Genomic DNA, 19,844 nt, shown 5'->3' with positions numbered 1-19,844 from the left:
CTGAATTGAACCCGGATGAATATTTGAATTGTGATCTCAAAGCGGGCGTTCACAGTGGGATGCCAGCACGAACGAGAGAGAAGCTGAAAAGCAAGGTACTTTCTCACATGAGAATGTTAGAAAAGAAGCCCGCACGTGTAGCTTCCTACTTTAAACACCGCTCAATTAAATATGCAGCATAATGAACCACTTATCCGCCGGGTTAATAACTTACTTGGGTTTGTGTTTGTTGGTTAGGTTTGGCTGCGTGTCTTATGATTATAACTGAGCTTAAATTTTTGATATTTTTTTTGTGGGGTATAAAATACCTAATATCTTTTCTATTGTTTTTTTTGAGCACTACGCCAGAAATATATTCTGGCGTAGTTAAAGGTGGTGAATCCTGTCTGGGTAATTATTCAGCCTGTACTGTAATTTGTAGTTGTCCCATAAATGGTGAGTCCATCTCTCTATTCATCCACTCGGCATTAGGAACAGTAACGGTAAATTTTGCATTCTCACCAGCAATTGGGTCTGTGCAGGCAGTTGCCTCGATTGATTGATTCATAATGGGGACGTTGGGCGTAGCCGGTATTGTCCCAGGTCCAGGGTTGTTGTTGTTCTTAAAGGCTACCATGTAGTTAATTGGCAAGGAGCCAGGATTTGTTTGTGAAGTTAACTCAAACGCTGGCCCTGTAGAAGCTGGATTGACAAAAGTAATACTGTAATTCATAACGGTGCCAGTTCCGGCAACACAGAATGATTCATCAGCAGTTGCATCTGCCGTGGGTGCAGGTTGCATGATATTTACAGGGTCAACAAACGCTATATCAATACTGTTCACCTGCATCAACATCAGCGTTATAGTGGTAGTTTCACTATCTGTTTGGGATAACGCAGATGTGGCTGAGCCTAACGCAATACTGGCAGCGGCTATAGATGTCAGTAATTTGGAGGATGAATTCTTCATGAAAAACTTCCTTGCATGAAAAAAATACTTTTGTGAAGATGCACCAAAACTAATCGTAGTTATAGGCGATTAGTGACAATGCGTTGGTCTAAAAATGATAGCTGTTAAATTTCTGGGGGGGAGTGGAAGTGGTTGGTTGTTTGCTGTATTTAGGAAAAATTTACTAGCGATTGAGAGTGATTTCTTATTTCTTGATTGCATGTATGATTTTTTGATTCTATGCATTTGAAGGTTTTTGAGATTTCTTGGTGGTGTGACTGATATTTGAATTTGTAAATGTCAATGTTTTTCATGGGTCTTCATATGCTTGAATTTAATTCTGAGTTATAAAATATTTGTCATTGTTTTCTTGGTTGTGTGGTGGGGTTGGTAGTTGGGTTAGATGTTATCGCTAGTGTTGGGCTGTCTGTCTTAGTTTGAAAATAGAGATTGTTTGGCTGGTTTTTTAGATTGTGTAGTAAGGTTTTACTAGGTGCTGAGACAAATTTCTTATTTTTCGGTGATGGATGGCGTCCTGGCTCTTCTATTCTACGCATTATGTGCGATGATGAGGGAGTGTTCAGCATCTTTATAAATATATTTTTTTGCTTCTCTGCTTATAAGGTGGGTATTTATAATTTCAAATAACACTTCATGGCTAGCTGAGTGATTCTTCTCAGGAGACCCGTATTTTTGGAAGTGCTCTGGAAAGAGTTGTGCGACCTTCTGTTGTGACCACTCCAGGTGAAATTGTAAGCCGAGAATGTTATCTCTATATAAAAATGCCTGGTTAGGGCAGAGTTTGGAGCTCGCCAGGCGTTTGGCCCCCTCAGGGATTTCAAAATAATAACTATGCGCTTGAAAGACTTTATCTTCGTTGGAGATGATGAGGTTCTGCGCTGCCATCCAGTCAAGAGAGTGCCAGCCCAATTCTTCCTGCTCCATTGGCTTAATATCTGCTCCCAGTGCGTGAGCGAGGATTTGTGCACCCAGGCAAATGCCTAAAAAGGGAATTTGCTGATGAATAGTACGTTTTACCCATTGAATTTCGTCTGCCAGCCATGGTAGTAACTTGTGATCTTTGACATTCATCATTCCACCAAAAATGATGACGCCACTAAAACCATTTTCTGGTAACACAGATTCTTGCGGGTTAAGAATGGTTGTTGGTATCTGGTGTTGGCTTGCCCAGTCGGCAATATATCCGGGACCTTCATCTTCTCCATGTTGGATAATGAGAATCGGTTTCTGCATCTTATTGAAAGTCCTGCTTTTCCAGGTAGAGCTGTCGGCGAAACACAATCCCCGCTTCTTTGAGACGTTCAGGCCAGTGGGCTTCAGAAACAGGGCGTTTACTATCCGTGTTGATAGAGTCGGGAGCAGATGGGCCCGCAGTAACTTCCAGAATCTGGTCGAAACTGGGAGGGGATGCTATTTCGTGGATAAGCAGGCTCGTTGAATTTAAGTGCACCAAACGGTAGTGACCATTCTCTTTGCGAGTGAGGGGGCGGTCTAGTAACTTGTTGGCAACCCTGAATTGAATAGATTTCAGTTGAACTTTTCCTTCACGCTCAAAGTGGCCATTAAATACTTCACCGGTAAAAAAACCTAAATCGCCGTTGCGCAAACGGTTTAAGGAGAATTCTTCGGGCTTGAGAGAAATGAACGGTGTGTTCTGAGCCAGCTCAACAATGGCTTTATCATTATCTGATTCCAGCGCCAGAAGAATCTGGTGTCCGTGGCGCCTGCTGTGAAGAGGCATATGGGAGGCAATGAGTTGCCCTTTTATGGGAAATAGCGCCATACCATGAGTGCCGTTCGAATCGTCTGCAGTCGTTAATGCCGCTGCCATGGTTAAGGCTGCCGAAATACTGAATCCCCAGAGTCGAGAAAGTTTGCCCATCAGTCTGTCAGTTCCTAGTGGTGGGACCGCTACATAGGAAGCTCCTTGCTATTAAGCGGACCCAAAGGCTTGGTGTTTTGCGATTTTAAACGTACATTGGTTACCAATCGATTCAATATCTACAGCTTTTGATTCCAAAATGGAAATAGAAGATCTTGAGAAATTCCTTGTTATTGCCGCTACAGAAAACCTGCAGCGCTCGGCTGACCGTTTGGATACGACCCCTGGGGGCTTAAGTAAGGTTTTACGTCGTCTGGAAAAGGCGTTGAACACGCGTTTATTCGACCGGGTGGGCAAACAAATCCGGCTCAACGATGCGGGGCGTCGATTACAGGGGCGGGCAGCTGAGATTACAGCCATCGCGCGGCAGGCCCAGGCTGAACTCGATGGGTTGGGCAATTTACCCGAGTGTCGGGTGGCGGCTCCTGCAGTCTTGCAACTGACCTGGGCTGCCTTAATTCAAAGTAAGTTGGCAGAAAGACACCCAAAAGCCCGCCTATCATTGACTTCTGCCTATGAATCCTTGGCACTGAGCATGCTGGTGAGAGGGGAGATGGACTTGGCCATAATCACCGGAGCAGTATTGGGGCAGGTACCAGCCCGGATAACGACACGCAGACTGGGAATAGAAACCCTGTGTATCGTTGCAGGGCCTGGCCATCCCTTGGCCTCTGATAAGTGGTCAAAATCTGGGGTGCCAATAGATATTATTCAACAATACCCCTTTGCTGCACCGAGAATTTCTCCGTTCTGTGGTGAGGAGAGAGGCATCGGCAGTGATGGTTGGGGAGAAAACCTACCTGCCAGAAAGCTTCAGGTCATGGTGAATGACTATGGAGTGCTTAGCCGCCTGATTCAAACGGGTCAGTTTCTCGCTTTGCTGCCAGAAGCTCTTGCTGAGGATGTGGGTGGTGCAAAAATAAAGGTTGCCGGTGAATTTGTAGAGCCGCAAGAAGAGCTTTTTATCGCTTGGAGGGGAGGGCATAAAGGATGGCTGGATGACTTGGCCCTGGCTTTATCGGGAGCAGAGGGACTTAAATAGAGGGACTTGAGTAGAGGGGTTAACAAATAGTGCCCCTCTAGCCTTTGCCTCATCAACCCTCTCCCCGCTAGCAGTTAATCTGAAGGAGCCTGTGGTGGACAGGGTGTTCCTGCGGCTATCCAACCTTTTAGTGCCTCTACCAGTTTCTCGTGGGGAATATTGACGGGTTCCCTCTTGCCGCCAGGATTCCAGCCCCAAAGAGCGAGGGGATTCTCACTCATAAATTGCATCAACTGCTCCGGGGAGCGGCCGCCATTATCTTGGGGGGTGGTCAGCAGCTTGCAGATTTGGGCCGACGACATATCAGACCAGTTAAGGCTGATGGGGGCCATAGCCCAACCCGGTGCACCGGGTGCGCCAGTTACTGGATTATTCTGGTTGGAGTGGCAGTTACTGCAGCGCATTGTGCCTATGCCCATATTATCGGGCCCCCGTTCTACGCGGGGTACATGAGGGGAGCCTTGATTGATAAGAGGCAACTCCAGCTGGTGACAATTCAAGCAGCGGGGGTGAAGGAGTACTTCAACAATGGTTTCCCAGTCCTGATGACCAGTGGTATCAACCTTGTTAGATTGTGACTCGGTAGCCTGACTATTTGTATCCTGCCGGTTTTCGCACCCTGTAAAAACCAGCAATATAAGAAGGCTCATTGTTAAATGGCGCAATAAGCCTACCGCTCGCCGCAGTTTCATTTAGCCTTTCCTCATTTCCTATGAGAATGCCCTGTACATCATTGTGGCAGATAGAGGGAGACTGTTAGGAAACTAAATGTACCTGACAGGGATCAAGGTGACGCCTTAAGGAAAAGTGCGCTTGACTTTTTAGTCACGTCTTTCGGCTGACGTTCTCTTACACGTGGTAAGATAGCCGGGATTTAACAGTTTGATTTAGATGATATTGGAGCGCCACTTGGCGTTCGGAGGAGAGTGTATGTCCTGGTTAGGGGCGGGAATTGGTGCCGGATTTGGTTTTATGTTTGGAGGCCCTATTGGCGCGGCCTTGGGTGCCTGGATTGGTAGCTCCTTTGGATCTGGCCTAAAGCGCCTGGGTAGTGCTGCTGCAGTCCTAAATAAAGAAGGCGCCCAGAAAGTTTTTATTGTTACCTTATTTTCCATGCTGGCCAAGATGGCCAAGGCAGATGGGCAAGTATCCAAAGCGGAAGTGCAGCTGATCGAGGATTTTATCCAAAATAATCTTCGCCTGAGCGCCGAGGATCGCAAACATGCAATCCGAATCTTTGAGAATGCGAAGACGGATAAGTACAGCATTTACGATTATGCAAAACAATATCGTATGTTGGTCCAGAACCAGGCGATGCGGGAAATGGTTTATCGCCTTTTATTTGCTGTTGCTTACGCAGATGGTGAATTGCATTCCTCTGAGGAAGTCATTCTCAGAAAAATTACTGCGGATTTGGGCTTGCATGAATCATTCTTTGAGGCCATGCAAAATCAATTTGGGCACGGTAGGGGAAGCAGTGCTTCTGAGCTTCAACAGCATTACGCAGTGCTTGGTTGCTCTGAGGAAACCAGCGATAAGGATTTGAAGTTGGCCTATCGCCGTAAGGCTGCTGAGTATCACCCTGACAAAATGGCGTCCAAGGGGCTTCCTGAGGAGTTTATGCGTCACGCCGAAGATCAAATGAAGAGTATCACCGTTGCGTACGAGGCAATAGTTGAAGCCCGGAAGAGCAAGACAAAAGTTGCCAGTTAATTGCCTTGCCTTGAAGGCACGTCGCGGAATGCTAAGCAGGTCGGAAGATCTGCTAGCCTTCCTGCTGTTTTTCCTAGCTAGGTGGCGGTAGTACATAAATCTTTTGTTTCAGCTCATTGTTTGAAATAAAAAATCCTGAAGACTCACCTGAAGAAAATTTGTAAAGAGAATTTATGAGCCTTGCAAATCAGATCGAAGAAAAATTAACCGCTAGCTTCCATCCCCAATTTATTGATGTTCAATGTGAAAGCCATTTGCATAATGTTCCAGCAGGATCTGAAATGCACTTCCGTGTGGTACTGGTGAGCGAGGCCTTCGAATCAATTCGAAAAGTTCAGCGTCATCAAAAAGTTTATGCCGTTCTTGCCGATGAATTGGCTGGCCCCATCCATGCCTTGGCTCTCCATACCTATGCGCCGAATGAGTGGGAAGGCGACGCTCCCGAGAGCCCTGAATGTCAGGGTGGTAGCAAGAAAGAGTAAGTGGTAACAGGCTATATCAAGTTAATATACCCGCGCGTACACATCCTTGATGTTCGTAGGGTTTAGCGACGTTCCACCCCTGAGAAGAGTGTTTTTTCGGGGGGAAGCTTATAAAAACAACAAAAAAACCAGGCTGCCCTGACCCAATTTAGAGCAGCCTGATTTTGAGTTCACAAGTTTTAACATTCCCAGATATATTCATAAGGTTTTCACCTCGCGCTTATAATCCCTTGAAGCAGAGAAATTAAGCCAAAAGTTGTTAGGCTGTAATTTCTGATAATGCGATATTTATTCAATTTTTCTGAAAGTAATTCTTTTATTTCCAGCTTAAGGCAAAATGTGGGTTTTTATGCCAACTCTATTCTGGCTCTCCTAATTCATTCCTGTTTTTATTTTTAGGCATGAAATTGTGTCAGCCCCTATTGGAATTTGAGGTAATACTAGTTGTCCAACTCACAACCGAAGAAATACTGTGGGCGCTAGATTCCTTGTTAGATTAAGATCTGATTGTTAATTTTCGCGTCAAAAGATCTTATCGGTGCCATAAAAACGTAGAATTATATTTGGGCGCCAACATTTGTTTGTTTTTTCTACATCTGTGATTTCGTGCGACTAGACTGACCATTGATTGGGCTGATTGCTGTTTGATCTGCTGAATTTCAATGGAGTTACCACAAATGAAGATGACGCGTATTCTGATCCCCGTTATGACGCCCCTCGCCTTAGCAATCTCTAGTGTCGCTTCGGCAGGACCTGCTGGCTATGCCCCACCACCCCCTCCTACCCAGGAGTTCAAGATCCGGATTGGCGGAGCTTACTGGTCACCAAATTCAGACAATGTAACCTTTGCTGATCGGTGGCTTCGCTGGTACGACGATGATGATGACGATTTTAATCGTTTTAATGATTGGGGTGCCTTCCGAACCAACCTTGACCCAGATGGTGAGTGGGGATGGTTTATCAATGCTGAATGGAAGCCAACTGATCACTGGGGTGTTTCCCTGAGCTACCAACAAGGTGATCGACATACTGGTGGTAGTCGTGATCCTTGGCTGTGGCGTTTCTGGGATGATGACTGGGATGATAATCTATTTGATCGCCGTCGAGGTGATTTTGCTCGCTGGAAGCCCCAAACCACGGCTGCATATCTGAACTGGTATCCACTGGATCCCAGCTGCCTGGTACAGCCTTACATGGGTATCGGTATTAACTATACCGACTTCAGTGATGAGCGCCTCAGACACTGGGGTTTCTGGTATGAGGATGATGATGATAATCTAGTCTGGCGTGACTGGGATGGCCGTTTGAACTTTGGCGATAGCTGGGGTTATACATGGCAAATTGGTGTTGATTTCACCTTTGGCCATGATAGTAGCTGGCTGATTAATGTGGCTGCTATTTACTATGATGTAACCACTGATATCGAAGTAGATACGTTCAATCGCCGTCTCTTTGATGATGATGACGATTTTGGCCGCTGGTGGGAGCACAGATTCGGAGGTGACTACGAGTTTGATCCCTGGGTATTCAATATCGGTGTAGGCTATAAGTTTGATTTCAACTGGTAATCAATCTTATCCTTTGAAAAGGGGCGCGTTGCGCCCTTTTTTTATTTATTTCATGAGTCACTTTGGGGGTAAAGCTAAATCCTTTTCTCTCTGAGCGGCTTTAACCTAGTCTTCTTCCATACCTACTGCATTTATTTTTCCTGAACTTATCTCGGTACTGCCGAATCTTTCCCTTCCATTCATCCATCTTTTTACCGGAGCCTCCCTTTTTTCTTTTGTCTTGATAGTGCTCAATCTTATTGTTCCAAGTTTGGCACTGTTTCAGGGTCGCACTTTGCGCTATGGATAGTGAAGATATGGAGGTAGTAAGTAAGAAAAACAGAAGAGTTATAAATGCTTTAATGATTGTTTTGGGGCTAGATTTATTGGTCATCTCTATCTCCTTAGATTTTAGGCTTCCGTTATTGCCGGTACATCAAGGGAGGGAGGCTTATTTGGGGGGGCTTAAATTGATGCTTTTTACTGGTGGAAGGGACGGATATCCGCCCCTGATTTTATCTCTAATTAGCTATTACTTGGGAAGCTGAACTGTGCACCTTCTCTTACCCCACTCGCAGGCCAGCGCTGGGTGATAGTTTTCCGCTTGGTATAAAATCGTACGGAATCTGGCCCATAAGCGTGCAGGTCTCCAAAAAGGGAGCGTTTCCAGCCGCCGAAACTGTGATGCGCTACAGGCACCGGTAAAGGCACATTGATGCCCACCATACCTACTTTAATGTTGTCACTAAAGTAACGGGCAGCTTCTCCATCTCTCGTAAATAGACAAGTACCATTGCCGTACTCGTGAGCATCAATGATATCCATCGCTTCCTGCATGGTATCTACACGCATTACGCAGAGTACTGGACCAAAAATTTCACTGCGATGTATGGCCATCTCTTGGGTTACACGATCAAACAAACAGGCTCCTAGGTAATTGCCACTTCCATAGCCTGGTACCTTAATATTGCGGCCATCCACTACCAATTCTGCGCCTTCTTCGATACCAGCAGCAATAAAGCCTTCAACCTTGTTTAAGTGAGTACTGGTAACCAAAGGCCCCATATCGTTTTGGTTGTCCATGCCATCGCCAATCTTTAGTTGGGAAATTTGCGCCTTAAGTTTTGCTACTAAAGTGTTGGCTGTATCATCACCTACTGCAACGGCTACAGAAATAGCCATACAACGCTCGCCACAGGAGCCGAAGGCAGCACCCATTAATGCGGCTACGGCATTGTCGAGATCGGCATCCGGCATCACGATGGCATGATTTTTTGCACCGCCAAAGGCCTGAACTCTTTTGCCGTGTGCAGTACCTGTGGTGTAGACATATTCTGCAATGGGCGTTGAGCCTACGAAGCTTACGGCCTGAATACGCTTGTCGGTCAGCAGTGTATCCACGGCTTCTTTATCGCCGTTAACAACATTTAAAACCCCGGCCGGGATGCCGGCCTCAATCCCCAGTTCGGCGATAAACAGGGCGGAGGAGGGAGTGCGCTCGGAGGGTTTTAAGATAAAGGTGTTGCCGCAGGCAATCGCCATTGGCCACATCCATAGAGGCACCATGGCCGGAAAGTTAAATGGGGTAATTCCTGCACAGACGCCCAGAGGTTGGAACTCACTCCAGGAGTCAATGGCTGGGCCTACATTCTTACTGTGCTCGCCTTTGAGCATTTCTGGTGAAGAGCAGACATATTCAATATTCTCGATGCCCCGCTGCAGCTCACCCATGGCATCATTGAACACTTTACCGTGCTCCAGGGTGATCAGCTCGCAGATCTTCTCCGCATTCTCCTCCAGCAGATCGCGCAAACGGTACATGATACGCACACGCTTTGCTGTGGGCAGGTTACGCCAGGCGGGGTAGGCGGCTTCTGCTGCAGAGATTGCCTCCTCAACGGTGGCTTTGCCAGCCAGTGCGACCTTACCGATTATTTCATTCGTTGAGGGGTTGGTTATGTCTTGTAGGCGAGGGTGCTGGGCCGAATCGTCGCTGGTTGTTAGCTTGCCATTAATCAGGTGACCAATAACTTTCATGGTTTCCTCTCACTGGGGATTTATACGTTATTTTTTTACCTCTTTGTGCCTTTGTAACACAGGTAACCCCAGGTGGGAAAATTCACCAGTTGTTGGTACATGAAATAAAATAGGTCTCTTGTACCTTTTTTTATTTTTTAAATAATTTCTATTAGCTTGCAGTTCTTAATTATGTTTCGGGAAGTCCCTAAGTACGGCAAGAAAAGCATCACCAAAACGTTCCAGTTTACTATCGCCAACACCGGAGACAGCCAGGAGTTCACTGTGGGTTTGCGGGTGCGCTTTTACCATTCCACGCAAGGTGGCATCGTGAAAGACGACATAAGGCGGGACCCCACGCTCTTCGGCCAGTTGTTTGCGGCAGTTGCGAAGCGCTAGCCAGAGAGGTTCTTCTTCCGGTTCTAGATCATCCAGCACTTTTGGATTCCGGGTTTGCGCACGAGGCATTTTCTTGGGAAGTTTTCGCAGCTGTAGCTTTTCCTCTCCGCGCAGTAATGGGCGGCAGCTTTCTGTGAGCCTGAGTCCTTGAAATTCACCTTCAACTTCCAAATAGCCTCTTACAATCAGTTGGCGAACCACGGCCCTCCACTCACTGCCACTGAGTTCTTTGCCAATACCATGGGTAGTGAGCTGATCGTGGTTGAATTTACGTACCTTTTCATTATCTGAGCCGCGTAGTACGTCAATCACATGACTGGCACCGAAGCGTTGACCGGTTCGGTACACACAGGAGATCAGCTTGATGGCGGCTTCACTGCCATCCCAGGTAGCGGGTGGTTCCTGGCAAATATCACAGTTGCCACAGGGGTGCTCGAGAGTCTCAGCAAAATAGTGTAATAGTGCCTGACGTCTGCAGCTGGTCATTTCGCACAGGCCCAGCATGGCATTTAGGCGTGAGCGCTCGAGGCGTTTGTGCTCTTCGCTACCTTCGGAGGATTCCACCATTTGCCCTAGTTTGACCACATCCTCCAGGCCATAGAGCAGTAACGCTATAGAAGCTTCTCCATCGCGCCCAGCCCGACCGGTTTCCTGATAGTAGGCTTCGATGCTCTTGGGCAGGTCGAGGTGTACCACAAATCGCACATCAGGCTTGTCGATACCCATACCGAAGGCGATGGTGGCGACAACGATCACCCCTTCCTCGCGCAGAAAGCGGCGTTGATGTTCTGCGCGGGTTTCCGCTGGGAGGCCAGCATGATAGGGAAGGGCAGTATAGCCCTGTTGCCTGAGCCACTCGGCGGTATTCTCTACTTTTGCACGGGACAGACAGTAAACTACACCAGCCTGGCCTTCTTGCCCGTTCTTCAGAAGTTGCAGGAGTTGCCTGCGTTGGTTTTCTTTTGGTTCGATACGGTATTGAATATTCGGACGATCGAAACTGCTGACAAAATGCCGGGCATTCTCCAAATCGAGACGTTGTGCTATTTCCGCACGTGTCCGTTTATCAGCAGTGGCTGTCAGCGCTATGCGCGGTACCCTGGGAAACTGCTCGTGTAAACAGCTGAGTTGTAGGTAATCCGCGCGAAAGTCATGGCCCCACTGGGAGACACAGTGAGCCTCATCAATGGCGAATAGTGAGAGTTCGACACGCTGTAAAAGCGCCAAGGTTCTGGGTTGTAACAGGCGCTCCGGTGCCAAATAGAGTAAGTCGAGCTCGCCGTGTAGCAACTGACTTTCAATGGCCTGGGCTTCGTCATAGGAGATGGAAGAGTTCAGGTAGGCGGCTCGAATACCAGCCTCCTGTAATGCCTCCACCTGGTCCTGCATCAATGCGATTAATGGGGATATCACCACACCGCAGCCGTTCCTGGCTAGGGCTGGAATCTGGTAGCACAGGGATTTGCCGCCACCAGTGGGCATAAGCACTAGGGCGTCTTCACCGGCTACCAGCGTGTTGATGACCTCTTCCTGGGGATCGCGGAAGTGGGTATAGCCGAAGACGTGTTCGAGAATATGTTGTGGGGAATTCATGGCGGCGGAGTATACCCCGCGTAGTGACTTTGTGCGGTGGGTTTATAGGGTGGGTTGCCTTGAAATACAATGCAATGGCAGCTTATAAGTTGTGACAGAATTCACGGGTTATAATCACCTCTCACCCTGCATCTCATCACAGCGATCGCCTAAGGACAGGTCTATGCGCACTTTGATCGTGCTTTTTGTGTTGTGGTTGACAGTTCTGGCCGGGCTTTTCGGCTGTTCCTCCATTGCTCCGCGCACTCTTGCGCAATCTGTTGTGGCGGACACTCATCTGGGCTGGCACCCAGCGCCGGAGAATCAGTTGGCTTTCTCTCTGGCCACCGCCTCTGGTGTTGCACAGATTGAGCTACAGCCGCTGCCAGAGCAGTTTACCCTGGTCACTTTAGAGCTTCTCGGCATGCGCAATGTCGAGGGAATTCAATGGCGGGATGAAAAGGGTGAGTCCACCTTGCTTTACGATGGGCAGGCCGGGCTTGATGGTGTCAGCTTGCAAAGTCGGGACCACGGCTTTCACCTGCAGTTGCAGCTCTCCTCAATGGATTATTTGCGTAACGGCGGGGTGCTGACGGTCATTGACCGCAGGCGCTGAACTCAGTGGGCTGTGTTTTTAATAAAGCCCAGTCCCTCAGGCCGGATCAAATAGAGCTGCTTCCAAAATTTTCCCGTTACCCAGAGTCCATTTCGGTTTTTATCCCAAGCGATACCATTGGCAACTGTGTCTGGGTTTTGGCGCACATCGGGATTAAGCCGGCCTAGATCAATAGCACCGAGCACTTCTCCACTCTCTGGGTCTATGGCGATGATGCGACTGTTCTGCCAGATATTGGCCCAGATTAAACCCTCGGCAAATTCCAGTTCATTCAGGTTCGACCAGTCTTCCCCGGCTCCATGAACCCTGAGCTGACGCTTGACCTCAAAGGTATCTGGATCGCGAAAGGTTAGTGTATCGCTGCCATTACTCATAATCAGGGATTCGCCATCGCTGGTGAGCCCCCAGCCCTCGCCACTGTATTGCTTAACCCCTAAATGTTGCAGATCGCCGGAGCTGTAAATATGTAATTCACCGGCTTTATAAGTAAGCAGGTAGAGCTTATCCCCCAGAACGGTGAGCCCTTCGGCAAACAGTCTGCCTGGCAGCCATTTACGCCTTACAGGTTTGGCGCTAGGGTCGGTATACTCAGCGAGCCATGATTGGCGGTAAAGGCCACTGCTCTCCCACCAGCGCTGGCCGTCGAAATACAGCCCCTGGGTGAAATGATCCTCGCTACGCTGGCGTTCCTCCAGAATGGAGAAGGGGGTTACCTTTAGCTGTGCTTGTGCCGCTATTGGCAGCAGGCAAGATAAGAGCAGCGGTATGCAGTTGCGGAGTGTAAATCGGTACATCAATTATCTATGACCAGAGTAAAAACCTTTGTCACTTTGACCCTTTTGGGTGGTTTGGCGGTAGTGCTGCCCATCGCAATCTTAGTACTTTTATTCCAGTGGTTGTTAGGCCAAGTCAGTGAAATTGTCGCCCCTGCCGTTACCTGGCTGGAAGCGAACACAGAGTTTAAGGATACTCTCGCCAAGCTTGTGGTGATAGGGCTGATTCTCGGAGGTTGCTTTTTGATTGGCCTGCTGGTGAAGACCAGTATTGGCAACTGGTTACATCGCCATGTTGACCATTGGCTCGGTCGCCTGGCACCAGGGTATAGCACCATTAAAGATTTGGTTGTGCAATTTATCGGCGGTGGTGGTGAGGGTGTACTCTCTGGGCCCGTGGCACGAGTGCGCATCCATGGCGCGGATAACCCGCTCACGGTGACGGCGATAGTGACCTCTCAGCATGCCAATGGCGAGATGACGGTTTACGTACCAACGGCTCCAGTACCCACTTCGGGTTTTGTTTTCCATGTGCCGGCTGAGTGTGTGGAAATACTGCCTGGCGTTAGCGTTGAAGCGGCCATGAAAACTATCGTGGCCTGTGGGGCCGGCAGTGCCAGTCTGTTGGCACCATCGGGGAAATCTAAAGCAGAGAAAGCTTAAGGTAGGGGAAACCTAAAATATTGGGGAGCATGAGAAACCTCTGCTCTCACTCGATTAGCGATTCTTACCCAGGTCGCGGATGGCAAAGCGCGCAGGGTGTAGGGCCTTGGCCAGATCTGCGCACACAGGTAGGGGCCCACCCACAATCCAGCTGGCGAGTAATTCGGCAGTTAACGGCGCGTAGGTAAAACCGCGGGAGCCCAGGCCGCCCATCACGTAGAGCCCCGCCTGATAGTCCGACTGCGCTGCGATCAATAATTTGCGGTTTTTACGCAAGTTTGCGTAGGTGCTGTCCAGGGATTCCCAGTCGGGAATTGGCCCGGCAACGGGCAAATAATCCGGTGTAGCTGCGCGCAGTGCGGCGCGGCCACAGAAATCCTGGTTGGAAAACTCCTCAGCAAGCTGCGGCAGCAGTTCTGCCAGTGTCTGCAGATTCTCCTTGTGTTCACTTTCCCGTAACTCTGTTGCGGTTTCTTTGAGTTTAAAGGTAGCGCCGAAGCTCTGGCGCCCCTCGTGGGCCGGAGTGATATAGCCCTCGCCACAGAGGGCAATTTTTAATTTTGCGGAAGTCTCTGTGGCGCGCACGCGGGAGACTTGGCCGCGTATTGGCCGCAAGGGCAGGGCTTCAGCCGGTGCAAAGCTGCGAATATCATTGGCTCCACAGAGAATGAGCGCCTCCGTTTCTATCTCTTTGCCTTCTGCATACAGCAGCCACTTGTCTTGTTGGCGAGTCAGGGTTTCCACTGCTGTGCCCTGGTATTGGGTGATATTTTGGTGTTCCAATAGCGCAGCGCACACTTTTTGGGGTTCCAGCCAGCCCGCATTGGGGAAGTAGAGCCCGCCAAAAAGAAGATCTACGCCCGCTAGCTGACTGGCCTCCTCATGAGAAACTATTCGGGCCAGGTTTTGCTCTTGGTGCTCTGCCAGGCTAGTGGCGATCTGCTCCTGTAGCAGTTTTTCCTTATCACTCTGAGCCAGCTGTAAGAGGCCGTTAAAATGTGCGAGCTGCGGGCAGTGTTGCTTGTAATATCGCTGGGCGAACATCAGGGCATGGAGGTTAAAGTCTCCATTTGGGCCCGGTTTGGGGGAGAGCTTACCGTAGAGTATGCCCTGGTCGTTGCCGGAGCCGCCGCTGCCGGGGGCCGGTCCCCGCTCAACAATTTGTACTTGTACGCCTCGCTCCGCGAGTGCTCTGGCAATGGTGGCACCGGAAATACCGCCGCCGATTACTGTGGCAGATTTTGGTTGCTGTGGCCCGCTAATGGGCAGGTGCCAGGGAGTGCTGTGGTGCTGATAGCTATGTAGCTGTTCCAGTGTGCCGCACAGCATCTCCCGCTTGCTGCCAAATCCTGGTACTTTGCGCAAGGTAAAGCCTGCTTCGCGCAGGCCGCGCTTGACCAGTCCCGCACAAGTAAAGGTGGCGAAGGTGGCGCCGGGTCGGCTCAGGTGAGCCATATTTGTGAACAGCTCTTCTGTCCACATGTCCGGGTTCTTGGCCGGCGCAAAACCATCCAGAAACCAGGCATCGACGTATCGATCGCGGTTCTCTTTTTCTAAGCGCAGGCTATCTAAAGCCTGGCTGGCCTCCTCGATAATCAGTGTTAGCTTTACTGGACCGAGCTGCAGGCGGTGAACACCTTCGGCTAGTAATGGCGGGTAGGCTTCGATCAGCGCCTGGGAGTAGGGCTGCAGTTGAGGCCATAGTGCCAGGGCGCGCTGCAGATCCCGCGGGTGCAGAGGAAATTTCTCCACTGTAATAAAGTGCAGCTGCGTATTTTTCGGGGCGGTTTTCTCCCAGAGCTCCCAGGCGGCAAGAAAGTTTAAACCGGTACCAAAGCCGGTTTCGCCAATGGTAAAAGTGGCGCCCTCGGGTAGAGCCGCCCAGCGTTCCGCCAGTGCGTTTTGCTGTAGGAATACGTAGCGGGTTTCCTCCAGCCCGGAGGCGGTGGAGAAATAGATATCGTCATAGGCGCGGGATAGGGGTTGGCCGTCTTCGCGCCACTGGATATCCGCGTGTTTGCCGGATTTGCTCACTTCAATACTTCCGCTAGGCGCCATCCTTCAGGCCGAATTCGCGCATAACCTGGTCACACCAGCGTCCAATACGCTCCTCGCTGAGGTCAAATTCATTCTCTTCATCGAGGGCGAGGCCGACAAATTGGCTGCCATCTTCGGTAAGCCCTTTCGACTCTTCAAACTCATAGCCCTCGGCCGACCAGTAACCTACCGCACGGGCGCCGCAAGCGAGCAGCTGGGCGTGCAGATAGCCCAGGGCATCCTGGAACCACTGTGGGTAGCCCTCCTGGTCGCCGAGTCCGAATAGGGCGACGGTCTTACCGTGCAGGTCCAGCCCTGCCAGGTCGTCCCAGATATTCTCCCAATCTTCTTGCAGTTCCCCATAATCCCAGGTGGGAATACCGAACAGCAAGAAATCGTAGTCTTCGGCCAGGGTAATATCCGCCTCGACCACGTTGTGCAGGTCGATCCACTGGGGGCCAATATATTGGCGGATTTTTTCTGCGGCCATTTCGGTGTAGCAGGTACTGGAGCCGTAAAACAGGCCTATCGGGGCTTGGGAGCTTGGCATAACTAAAAAGATTCTTACTGCTTGTCTATGGCGCCGTTGAAGTCGAGCTGACGCCAGGCTTCATAGATCACAATGGCGGCGGCGTTGGACAGGTTGATACTGCGGCTCTCTGCGCGCATGGGGATGCGCAGGGTGTTTTCTGGGCCCACCATTTGTAGAAACTCCGTCGGTAGACCGCGGGTCTCAGGGCCAAACACAATCGCATCGCCGTTCTGATACTCCATCGAGGTATGGCTGTGGCTGCCTTTGGTTGAGAGGGCCAGCACCCGCGCAGGTTTTTCACTGTCGATAAAAGCCCGCCAGTCTGGGTGGCGAACCACGCGACTGTATTCACTGTAATCGAGCCCGGCACGGCGCAGGCGTTTGTCGTCCATGTCGAAACCAAGGGGTTCGATCAGGTGCAGCTCGGCGCCGGTGTTGGCGCAAAGTCGAATAATATTGCCGGTGTTCGGGGCAATTTCCGGTTGGTATAGGACAATTTTGAACATTGCTTGGCGGATGCCTTGGAGCGGTACTTTCTCGCTAGGATGATTTGAGCCGGGCGGCGGGCCCGGCTTTGTATGGCAGCGGATTATTCCACAATTAGAGAGGAGTGGCGATCTCCTCGCAGTCGATCTCGACCCCCAGTTCATTGGCGATCTGATCGAATTCATCGCGCAGGCCGTCGAGATCGATATCCTCGTCGACATTGATTATGCACTCGGCAGTAAATAGTGGTTCTCCACTCCACGGAGTACTGCTGTAGGTGGTTTCCAGCTGTTCCATATTGATATGGTGAACGCTGAGCGCACGGGAGATTTCCCGCACAATGCCGGGGCGGTCGTTGCCTACCAGCTTCAAGGTCAGTGTCTGTTGGGGCTTGGTGGTTACGGCGATCGCGTCTTCCACAATTAGGTTATAGCCGGCCTGGGCGAGGCTGGCGAGGGCGTCCTTCAGCTCTTGAGTTTTATCTCCGGGGACGGCGACACGCAAGATACCGGCAAATTTTCCGGCGAAATGCGCCATATGGCTGTCTTCCCAGTTGCCTCCGTTATCCGCAATGACTGCAGAAAGCTTTTCTACAACACCGGGCTTATCGTTGCAGATCATGGAGATAACAAGATGCTGTTGCATATTTTGTTCCTTTGCTTCAGTAAAGACGTGTCATTTGCATTGTAATAGGATCTCGTCGGATAACTCTATCGTCCAATCTTAAAGCCATTTTTCTTTTCCCAATAACAGGTAACTTAGCGAGGGACTGTCAATGAAGGTTATTGCCGATTTGTGCGTAGTACCCATGGGAGTGGGGGTGTCTGTCAGTAGGTATGTTGCGGAGTGTGAAAAGGTGCTGACAGAGGCCGGACTCACTCATCATCTACATGCTTATGGCACCAACATAGAGGGGGACTGGGATGCGGTGATGGCAGCGGTAAAAGCCTGTCATGAGCGAGTACACGCCATGGGCGCAGACCGCATCACCACCAGCCTGAAATTGGGAACCCGTACAGACCGGGACCAGTCATTACAGGATAAGATCGACAGCGTGCGATCGAAGCTGGATTAACGATAACAACACAGGAACGATTATGACGATCAATATCAAGAAATCCCTGCTGGCTCTGGCCGGTGCCCTGGCCCTGGCTGGCGGCGCCCAGGCCGCCGACTTGAACTCTGTCATCAAGGGGGATCACCGCAGCAAGGAATACGCCGCACGCGACCAATATCGTAACCCGGCGGAAACTCTGGAGTTTTTGGGTATTAAGCCAGATATGACGGTGGTGGAAATCACTCCAGGCGGTGGCTGGTATACCGAAATCCTCGGGCCCTACCTCGGCGAGAAGGGTAAGCTCTACGCAGCGCATTTCCCGGAGGACAGCGAGTCTTCTTACTACCAGAGTTCCTTGAAGAACTTCAAAGACAAGTTGGCCGCCAATAAAAAAGCCTACAAAAATGTTGTGGTCACCGAATTTTCACCACAAACCGGTCGTGAGATAGCTCCAGCGGGCAGCGCTGATGCGGTGGTGACTTTCCGTAACGTACACAATTGGATGTACCGCGGTTATGAAGACAAGGCCTTTGCCAGCTTTTACAACGCGCTGAAACCCGGCGGCATTCTCGGCGTGGTGGAGCACCGCGCTAAGCCAGGTACCAGTAAAGAGGATATGGTCGAGAGTGGCTATGTGACCCAGGAATATGTTATTGAAGTGGCCAAGAAGGCCGGCTTTGAGTTGGAAGAGGTTAGCGAGGTCAATGCCAACCCGAAGGATACCGCCAAGCACCCGAAAGGCGTCTGGACCCTGCCGCCGTCTCTCCAGCTGGGAGATGAGGACAAGGACAAGTATCTGGCCATCGGCGAGAGCGACCGCATGACCCTGCGCTTCCGCAAACCGAAATCCTGAGTTTTAATTCCCTCCTACCAATATTGGTAAATACCGGGGGCGGCACTCGCCGCTCCCGTTTCACCCGGATATGAAAGTTGTATGATCATTCCCTTTAAGCAGTTGGACCCCAACACCTTACAGAGCCTGCTGGAAGAGTATGCTACCCGTGAGGGCACCGAATATGGTGAGCGCGAGGTGGAGCTCCCGGAGAAGGTGGCGAGCCTTCGCCGCCAGTTGCAGTCGGGCGAAGTGGTCATCTGGTTCGATCCCGGCGAGGAGAGTGTCAATCTGGTGCTGGCCGAGGATCTGCCCGCCGATGTCTGAACACATCATCGATAGGCCCCAGGCCTCTCAACCCCCTATAGCGCGCTTTCTGTTTGCCCATGGTGCCGGTGCGCCCATGGACAGTGATTTTATGCAGGCGTTGGCTGTTGGGTTGTGTTGGCAGGGTATCGAAGTGGTGCGTTTCGAGTTTCCCTACATGTCTCAGCGCCGCAGTGGCGGCAGCAAGCGGCCGCCAAACACCATGCCGCAGTTACAGGAGTGCTTTGACGCGCAGATTGAGCGTTTTGCTGGGGAACTGCCCCTGTTCATTGGGGGTAAGTCTATGGGAGGGCGAGTAGCGAGTCTCTTGGCGGATAAAAGCTTTGAGCAGGGTTTGATTGCCGGGCTCATTTGCCTGGGCTATCCATTCCACCCTCAGGGCCAGCCAGACAAACTGCGTACTGAGCATCTGCTGAATATTGTTTGCCCCACTTTGATTGTGCAGGGAGACCGTGATCCTCTTGGCAGTCGCGAAGAGGTGGTGACCTATGGGTTGGCGGATTCCATTGAGATTGAGTGGCTGGCTGATGGTGACCACGATTTCAAACCCCGTCGCGCCAGCGGCTTTGCCCAAGCTCAACACTGGGACTCGGCGATAGATAAAGCGACGGGCTTTATGCAGCGGTTTCCAGGATCGTGATGCGCTCCTGGCCCACCAATAAGGGGTCCAGCTGGGCCATTTGGGCGCGCCGATCCTCACTAGTATACCAATGTTGCCAGTGCAGTTCGGACTGCCACTTGGACAGAGTAAAGCGGCGCAGTGGATTGCCCCTTTCGATATAAGTTTGCCCCTCGATGAAGCCCACCGTGCGGTAGGCACTGGTGAGGATTCTGCGCGCGGCCTCCTCGTAGCTGCTTTGCATCTCGGCGGCAATTTCCCGTTCAATCAATACATAGATCATCATGTCCCCAAATCGCT

23 protein-coding genes and 1 pseudogene are annotated in these 19,844 nt (G+C 50.5%); 11 read left to right on the top strand and 13 right to left on the bottom strand.

Translation table 11 applies throughout. From position 1 onward, the window contains the following. Positions 1-182, top strand: a pseudogene (locus tag LC073_RS13130) (IS630 family transposase); the annotation flags it as partial. A gap of 212 nt (positions 183-394) precedes the next feature. Here LC073_RS13130 and LC073_RS13125 read toward each other — a convergent pair. The 3 genes from LC073_RS13125 to LC073_RS13115 form a co-directional block, all read right to left on the bottom strand. Then, entirely contained in the window at positions 395-949 is a 555-nt protein-coding gene (locus LC073_RS13125; RefSeq protein ID WP_226647699.1) for a hypothetical protein, read from the bottom strand. A gap of 528 nt (positions 950-1,477) precedes the next feature. Continuing rightward, positions 1,478-2,182: a type 1 glutamine amidotransferase gene (locus LC073_RS13120; protein WP_226647698.1), complete on the bottom strand. Its 705-nt coding sequence runs from the start codon at positions 2,180-2,182 to the stop codon at positions 1,478-1,480. 1 nt (position 2,183) lies between these two features. Further along, entirely contained in the window at positions 2,184-2,831 is a 648-nt protein-coding gene (locus LC073_RS13115; RefSeq protein WP_226647697.1) for a hypothetical protein, read from the bottom strand. Between the two features lie 139 nt (positions 2,832-2,970). Here LC073_RS13115 and LC073_RS13110 point away from each other — a divergent pair, with 139 nt between their 5' ends. Further along, positions 2,971-3,873: a LysR family transcriptional regulator gene (locus LC073_RS13110; RefSeq protein WP_226647696.1), complete on the top strand. Its 903-nt coding sequence runs from the start codon at positions 2,971-2,973 to the stop codon at positions 3,871-3,873. A gap of 74 nt (positions 3,874-3,947) precedes the next feature. On the opposite strand, the gene LC073_RS13105 is transcribed toward LC073_RS13110, so the two are convergent. Next, entirely contained in the window at positions 3,948-4,565 is a 618-nt protein-coding gene (locus tag LC073_RS13105; RefSeq protein ID WP_226647695.1) for a hypothetical protein, read from the bottom strand. Between the two features lie 238 nt (positions 4,566-4,803). Between LC073_RS13105 and djlA the strand changes: the two genes are divergently transcribed. From djlA to LC073_RS13090, 3 genes are all read left to right on the top strand, one after another. Then, on the top strand, positions 4,804-5,586 hold the full coding sequence (gene djlA, locus LC073_RS13100; RefSeq protein ID WP_226647694.1) for a co-chaperone DjlA: 783 nt from the start codon (positions 4,804-4,806) through the stop codon (positions 5,584-5,586). 173 nt (positions 5,587-5,759) lie between these two features. Further along, complete coding sequence (locus LC073_RS13095) at positions 5,760-6,068, top strand: BolA family protein (RefSeq protein ID WP_226647693.1); 309 nt, start codon at positions 5,760-5,762, stop codon at positions 6,066-6,068. 677 nt (positions 6,069-6,745) lie between these two features. After that, entirely contained in the window at positions 6,746-7,636 is an 891-nt protein-coding gene (locus LC073_RS13090; RefSeq protein ID WP_226647692.1) for an OmpW/AlkL family protein, read from the top strand. 105 nt (positions 7,637-7,741) lie between these two features. Here the strand turns inward: LC073_RS13090 and LC073_RS21675 are convergent, their stop codons facing one another. The 3 genes from LC073_RS21675 to recQ form a co-directional block, all read right to left on the bottom strand. After that, the gene (locus LC073_RS21675; protein ID WP_264190556.1) at positions 7,742-7,870 is read right to left on the bottom strand and encodes a hypothetical protein; all 129 of its coding nucleotides are present in this window, start codon (positions 7,868-7,870) and stop codon (positions 7,742-7,744) included. Positions 7,871-8,140: 270 nt separating this feature from the next. Beyond that, positions 8,141-9,652, bottom strand: a complete 1,512-nt coding sequence (locus LC073_RS13085) for a CoA-acylating methylmalonate-semialdehyde dehydrogenase (protein ID WP_226647691.1) — start codon at positions 9,650-9,652, stop codon at positions 8,141-8,143. A gap of 165 nt (positions 9,653-9,817) precedes the next feature. Then, a complete protein-coding gene (gene recQ, locus LC073_RS13080; RefSeq protein WP_226647690.1) occupies positions 9,818-11,623 on the bottom strand; it encodes a DNA helicase RecQ in 1,806 nt (601 codons plus the stop codon). A 163-nt stretch (positions 11,624-11,786) separates the two neighbouring features. Between recQ and LC073_RS13075 the strand changes: the two genes are divergently transcribed. After that, positions 11,787-12,218: a hypothetical protein gene (locus tag LC073_RS13075; RefSeq protein ID WP_226647689.1), complete on the top strand. Its 432-nt coding sequence runs from the start codon at positions 11,787-11,789 to the stop codon at positions 12,216-12,218. 2 nt (positions 12,219-12,220) lie between these two features. Here the strand turns inward: LC073_RS13075 and LC073_RS13070 are convergent, their stop codons facing one another. After that, positions 12,221-13,012 carry a glutaminyl-peptide cyclotransferase gene (locus LC073_RS13070; protein ID WP_226647688.1) on the bottom strand — a complete coding sequence of 264 codons (792 nt, stop codon included), beginning with the start codon at positions 13,010-13,012 and terminating at the stop codon, positions 12,221-12,223. 9 nt (positions 13,013-13,021) lie between these two features. Here LC073_RS13070 and LC073_RS13065 point away from each other — a divergent pair, with 9 nt between their 5' ends. Next, positions 13,022-13,654 (top strand): DUF502 domain-containing protein, encoded by a 633-nt coding sequence (locus LC073_RS13065; RefSeq protein ID WP_226647687.1) that lies wholly within the window; start codon positions 13,022-13,024, stop codon positions 13,652-13,654. Between the two features lie 54 nt (positions 13,655-13,708). On the opposite strand, the gene mnmC is transcribed toward LC073_RS13065, so the two are convergent. The 4 genes from mnmC to LC073_RS13045 form a co-directional block, all read right to left on the bottom strand. Then, entirely contained in the window at positions 13,709-15,688 is a 1,980-nt protein-coding gene (gene mnmC, locus LC073_RS13060) for a bifunctional tRNA (5-methylaminomethyl-2-thiouridine)(34)-methyltransferase MnmD/FAD-dependent 5-carboxymethylaminomethyl-2-thiouridine(34) oxidoreductase MnmC (protein WP_226647686.1), read from the bottom strand. Positions 15,689-15,701: 13 nt separating this feature from the next. Further along, on the bottom strand, positions 15,702-16,241 hold the full coding sequence (fldB, locus tag LC073_RS13055; protein WP_226647685.1) for a flavodoxin FldB: 540 nt from the start codon (positions 16,239-16,241) through the stop codon (positions 15,702-15,704). 14 nt (positions 16,242-16,255) lie between these two features. Then, positions 16,256-16,729 (bottom strand): tRNA (uridine(34)/cytosine(34)/5-carboxymethylaminomethyluridine(34)-2'-O)-methyltransferase TrmL, encoded by a 474-nt coding sequence (gene trmL / locus LC073_RS13050; RefSeq protein ID WP_226647684.1) that lies wholly within the window; start codon positions 16,727-16,729, stop codon positions 16,256-16,258. Positions 16,730-16,823: 94 nt separating this feature from the next. Continuing rightward, a complete protein-coding gene (locus tag LC073_RS13045) occupies positions 16,824-17,354 on the bottom strand; it encodes a glycine cleavage system protein R (RefSeq protein ID WP_226647683.1) in 531 nt (176 codons plus the stop codon). 130 nt (positions 17,355-17,484) lie between these two features. On the opposite strand from LC073_RS13045, the gene LC073_RS13040 reads away from it, so the two are divergent. From LC073_RS13040 to LC073_RS13025, 4 genes are all read left to right on the top strand, one after another. Further along, complete coding sequence (locus LC073_RS13040; RefSeq protein WP_226647682.1) at positions 17,485-17,784, top strand: MTH1187 family thiamine-binding protein; 300 nt, start codon at positions 17,485-17,487, stop codon at positions 17,782-17,784. Between the two features lie 22 nt (positions 17,785-17,806). After that, on the top strand, positions 17,807-18,619 hold the full coding sequence (locus LC073_RS13035; RefSeq protein ID WP_226647681.1) for a class I SAM-dependent methyltransferase: 813 nt from the start codon (positions 17,807-17,809) through the stop codon (positions 18,617-18,619). 81 nt (positions 18,620-18,700) lie between these two features. Continuing rightward, positions 18,701-18,925, top strand: coding sequence for a YheU family protein (locus tag LC073_RS13030; protein ID WP_226647680.1), 225 nt, complete (start codon positions 18,701-18,703; stop codon positions 18,923-18,925). After that, entirely contained in the window at positions 18,918-19,565 is a 648-nt protein-coding gene (locus tag LC073_RS13025; protein WP_226647679.1) for an alpha/beta family hydrolase, read from the top strand. The genes LC073_RS13030 and LC073_RS13025 overlap by 8 nt, the downstream gene beginning before the upstream one ends. On the opposite strand, the gene LC073_RS13020 is transcribed toward LC073_RS13025, so the two are convergent. After that, positions 19,540-19,827, bottom strand: a complete 288-nt coding sequence (locus tag LC073_RS13020) for an antibiotic biosynthesis monooxygenase family protein (protein WP_226647678.1) — start codon at positions 19,825-19,827, stop codon at positions 19,540-19,542. The genes LC073_RS13025 and LC073_RS13020 overlap by 26 nt on opposite strands. Between the last annotated feature and the right edge of the window lie 17 nt (positions 19,828-19,844).

It is taken from the genome of Microbulbifer variabilis (genome assembly GCF_020524905.1).
Taxonomy (GTDB): domain Bacteria; phylum Pseudomonadota; class Gammaproteobacteria; order Pseudomonadales; family Cellvibrionaceae; genus Microbulbifer; species Microbulbifer variabilis_A.
The sequence above is the reverse complement of the archived record's forward strand: the minus strand, read 5'-3'. Positions and strand labels throughout refer to the sequence as shown.

Coding starts and splice junctions, on each gene's coding strand:
- recQ (WP_226647690.1), bottom strand. CDS start 11,623: ATGAATTCCCCACAACATATTCTCGAACACGTCTTCGGCTATACCCAC.
- LC073_RS13085 (WP_226647691.1), bottom strand. CDS start 9,652: ATGAAAGTTATTGGTCACCTGATTAATGGCAAGCTAACAACCAGCGAC.
- LC073_RS13115 (WP_226647697.1), bottom strand. CDS start 2,831: ATGGGCAAACTTTCTCGACTCTGGGGATTCAGTATTTCGGCAGCCTTA.
- fldB (WP_226647685.1), bottom strand. CDS start 16,241: ATGCCAAGCTCCCAAGCCCCGATAGGCCTGTTTTACGGCTCCAGTACC.
- trmL (WP_226647684.1), bottom strand. CDS start 16,729: ATGTTCAAAATTGTCCTATACCAACCGGAAATTGCCCCGAACACCGGC.
- LC073_RS13120 (WP_226647698.1), bottom strand. CDS start 2,182: ATGCAGAAACCGATTCTCATTATCCAACATGGAGAAGATGAAGGTCCC.
- LC073_RS13075 (WP_226647689.1), top strand. CDS start 11,787: ATGCGCACTTTGATCGTGCTTTTTGTGTTGTGGTTGACAGTTCTGGCC.
- LC073_RS13025 (WP_226647679.1), top strand. CDS start 18,918: ATGTCTGAACACATCATCGATAGGCCCCAGGCCTCTCAACCCCCTATA.
- LC073_RS13090 (WP_226647692.1), top strand. CDS start 6,746: ATGAAGATGACGCGTATTCTGATCCCCGTTATGACGCCCCTCGCCTTA.
- LC073_RS13070 (WP_226647688.1), bottom strand. CDS start 13,012: ATGTACCGATTTACACTCCGCAACTGCATACCGCTGCTCTTATCTTGC.
- LC073_RS13095 (WP_226647693.1), top strand. CDS start 5,760: ATGAGCCTTGCAAATCAGATCGAAGAAAAATTAACCGCTAGCTTCCAT.
- LC073_RS13125 (WP_226647699.1), bottom strand. CDS start 949: ATGAAGAATTCATCCTCCAAATTACTGACATCTATAGCCGCTGCCAGT.
- LC073_RS13105 (WP_226647695.1), bottom strand. CDS start 4,565: ATGAAACTGCGGCGAGCGGTAGGCTTATTGCGCCATTTAACAATGAGC.
- LC073_RS13110 (WP_226647696.1), top strand. CDS start 2,971: ATGGAAATAGAAGATCTTGAGAAATTCCTTGTTATTGCCGCTACAGAA.
- LC073_RS13065 (WP_226647687.1), top strand. CDS start 13,022: ATGACCAGAGTAAAAACCTTTGTCACTTTGACCCTTTTGGGTGGTTTG.
- LC073_RS13030 (WP_226647680.1), top strand. CDS start 18,701: ATGATCATTCCCTTTAAGCAGTTGGACCCCAACACCTTACAGAGCCTG.
- djlA (WP_226647694.1), top strand. CDS start 4,804: ATGTCCTGGTTAGGGGCGGGAATTGGTGCCGGATTTGGTTTTATGTTT.
- LC073_RS13035 (WP_226647681.1), top strand. CDS start 17,807: ATGACGATCAATATCAAGAAATCCCTGCTGGCTCTGGCCGGTGCCCTG.
- LC073_RS13040 (WP_226647682.1), top strand. CDS start 17,485: ATGAAGGTTATTGCCGATTTGTGCGTAGTACCCATGGGAGTGGGGGTG.
- LC073_RS13045 (WP_226647683.1), bottom strand. CDS start 17,354: ATGCAACAGCATCTTGTTATCTCCATGATCTGCAACGATAAGCCCGGT.
- LC073_RS13020 (WP_226647678.1), bottom strand. CDS start 19,827: ATGATCTATGTATTGATTGAACGGGAAATTGCCGCCGAGATGCAAAGC.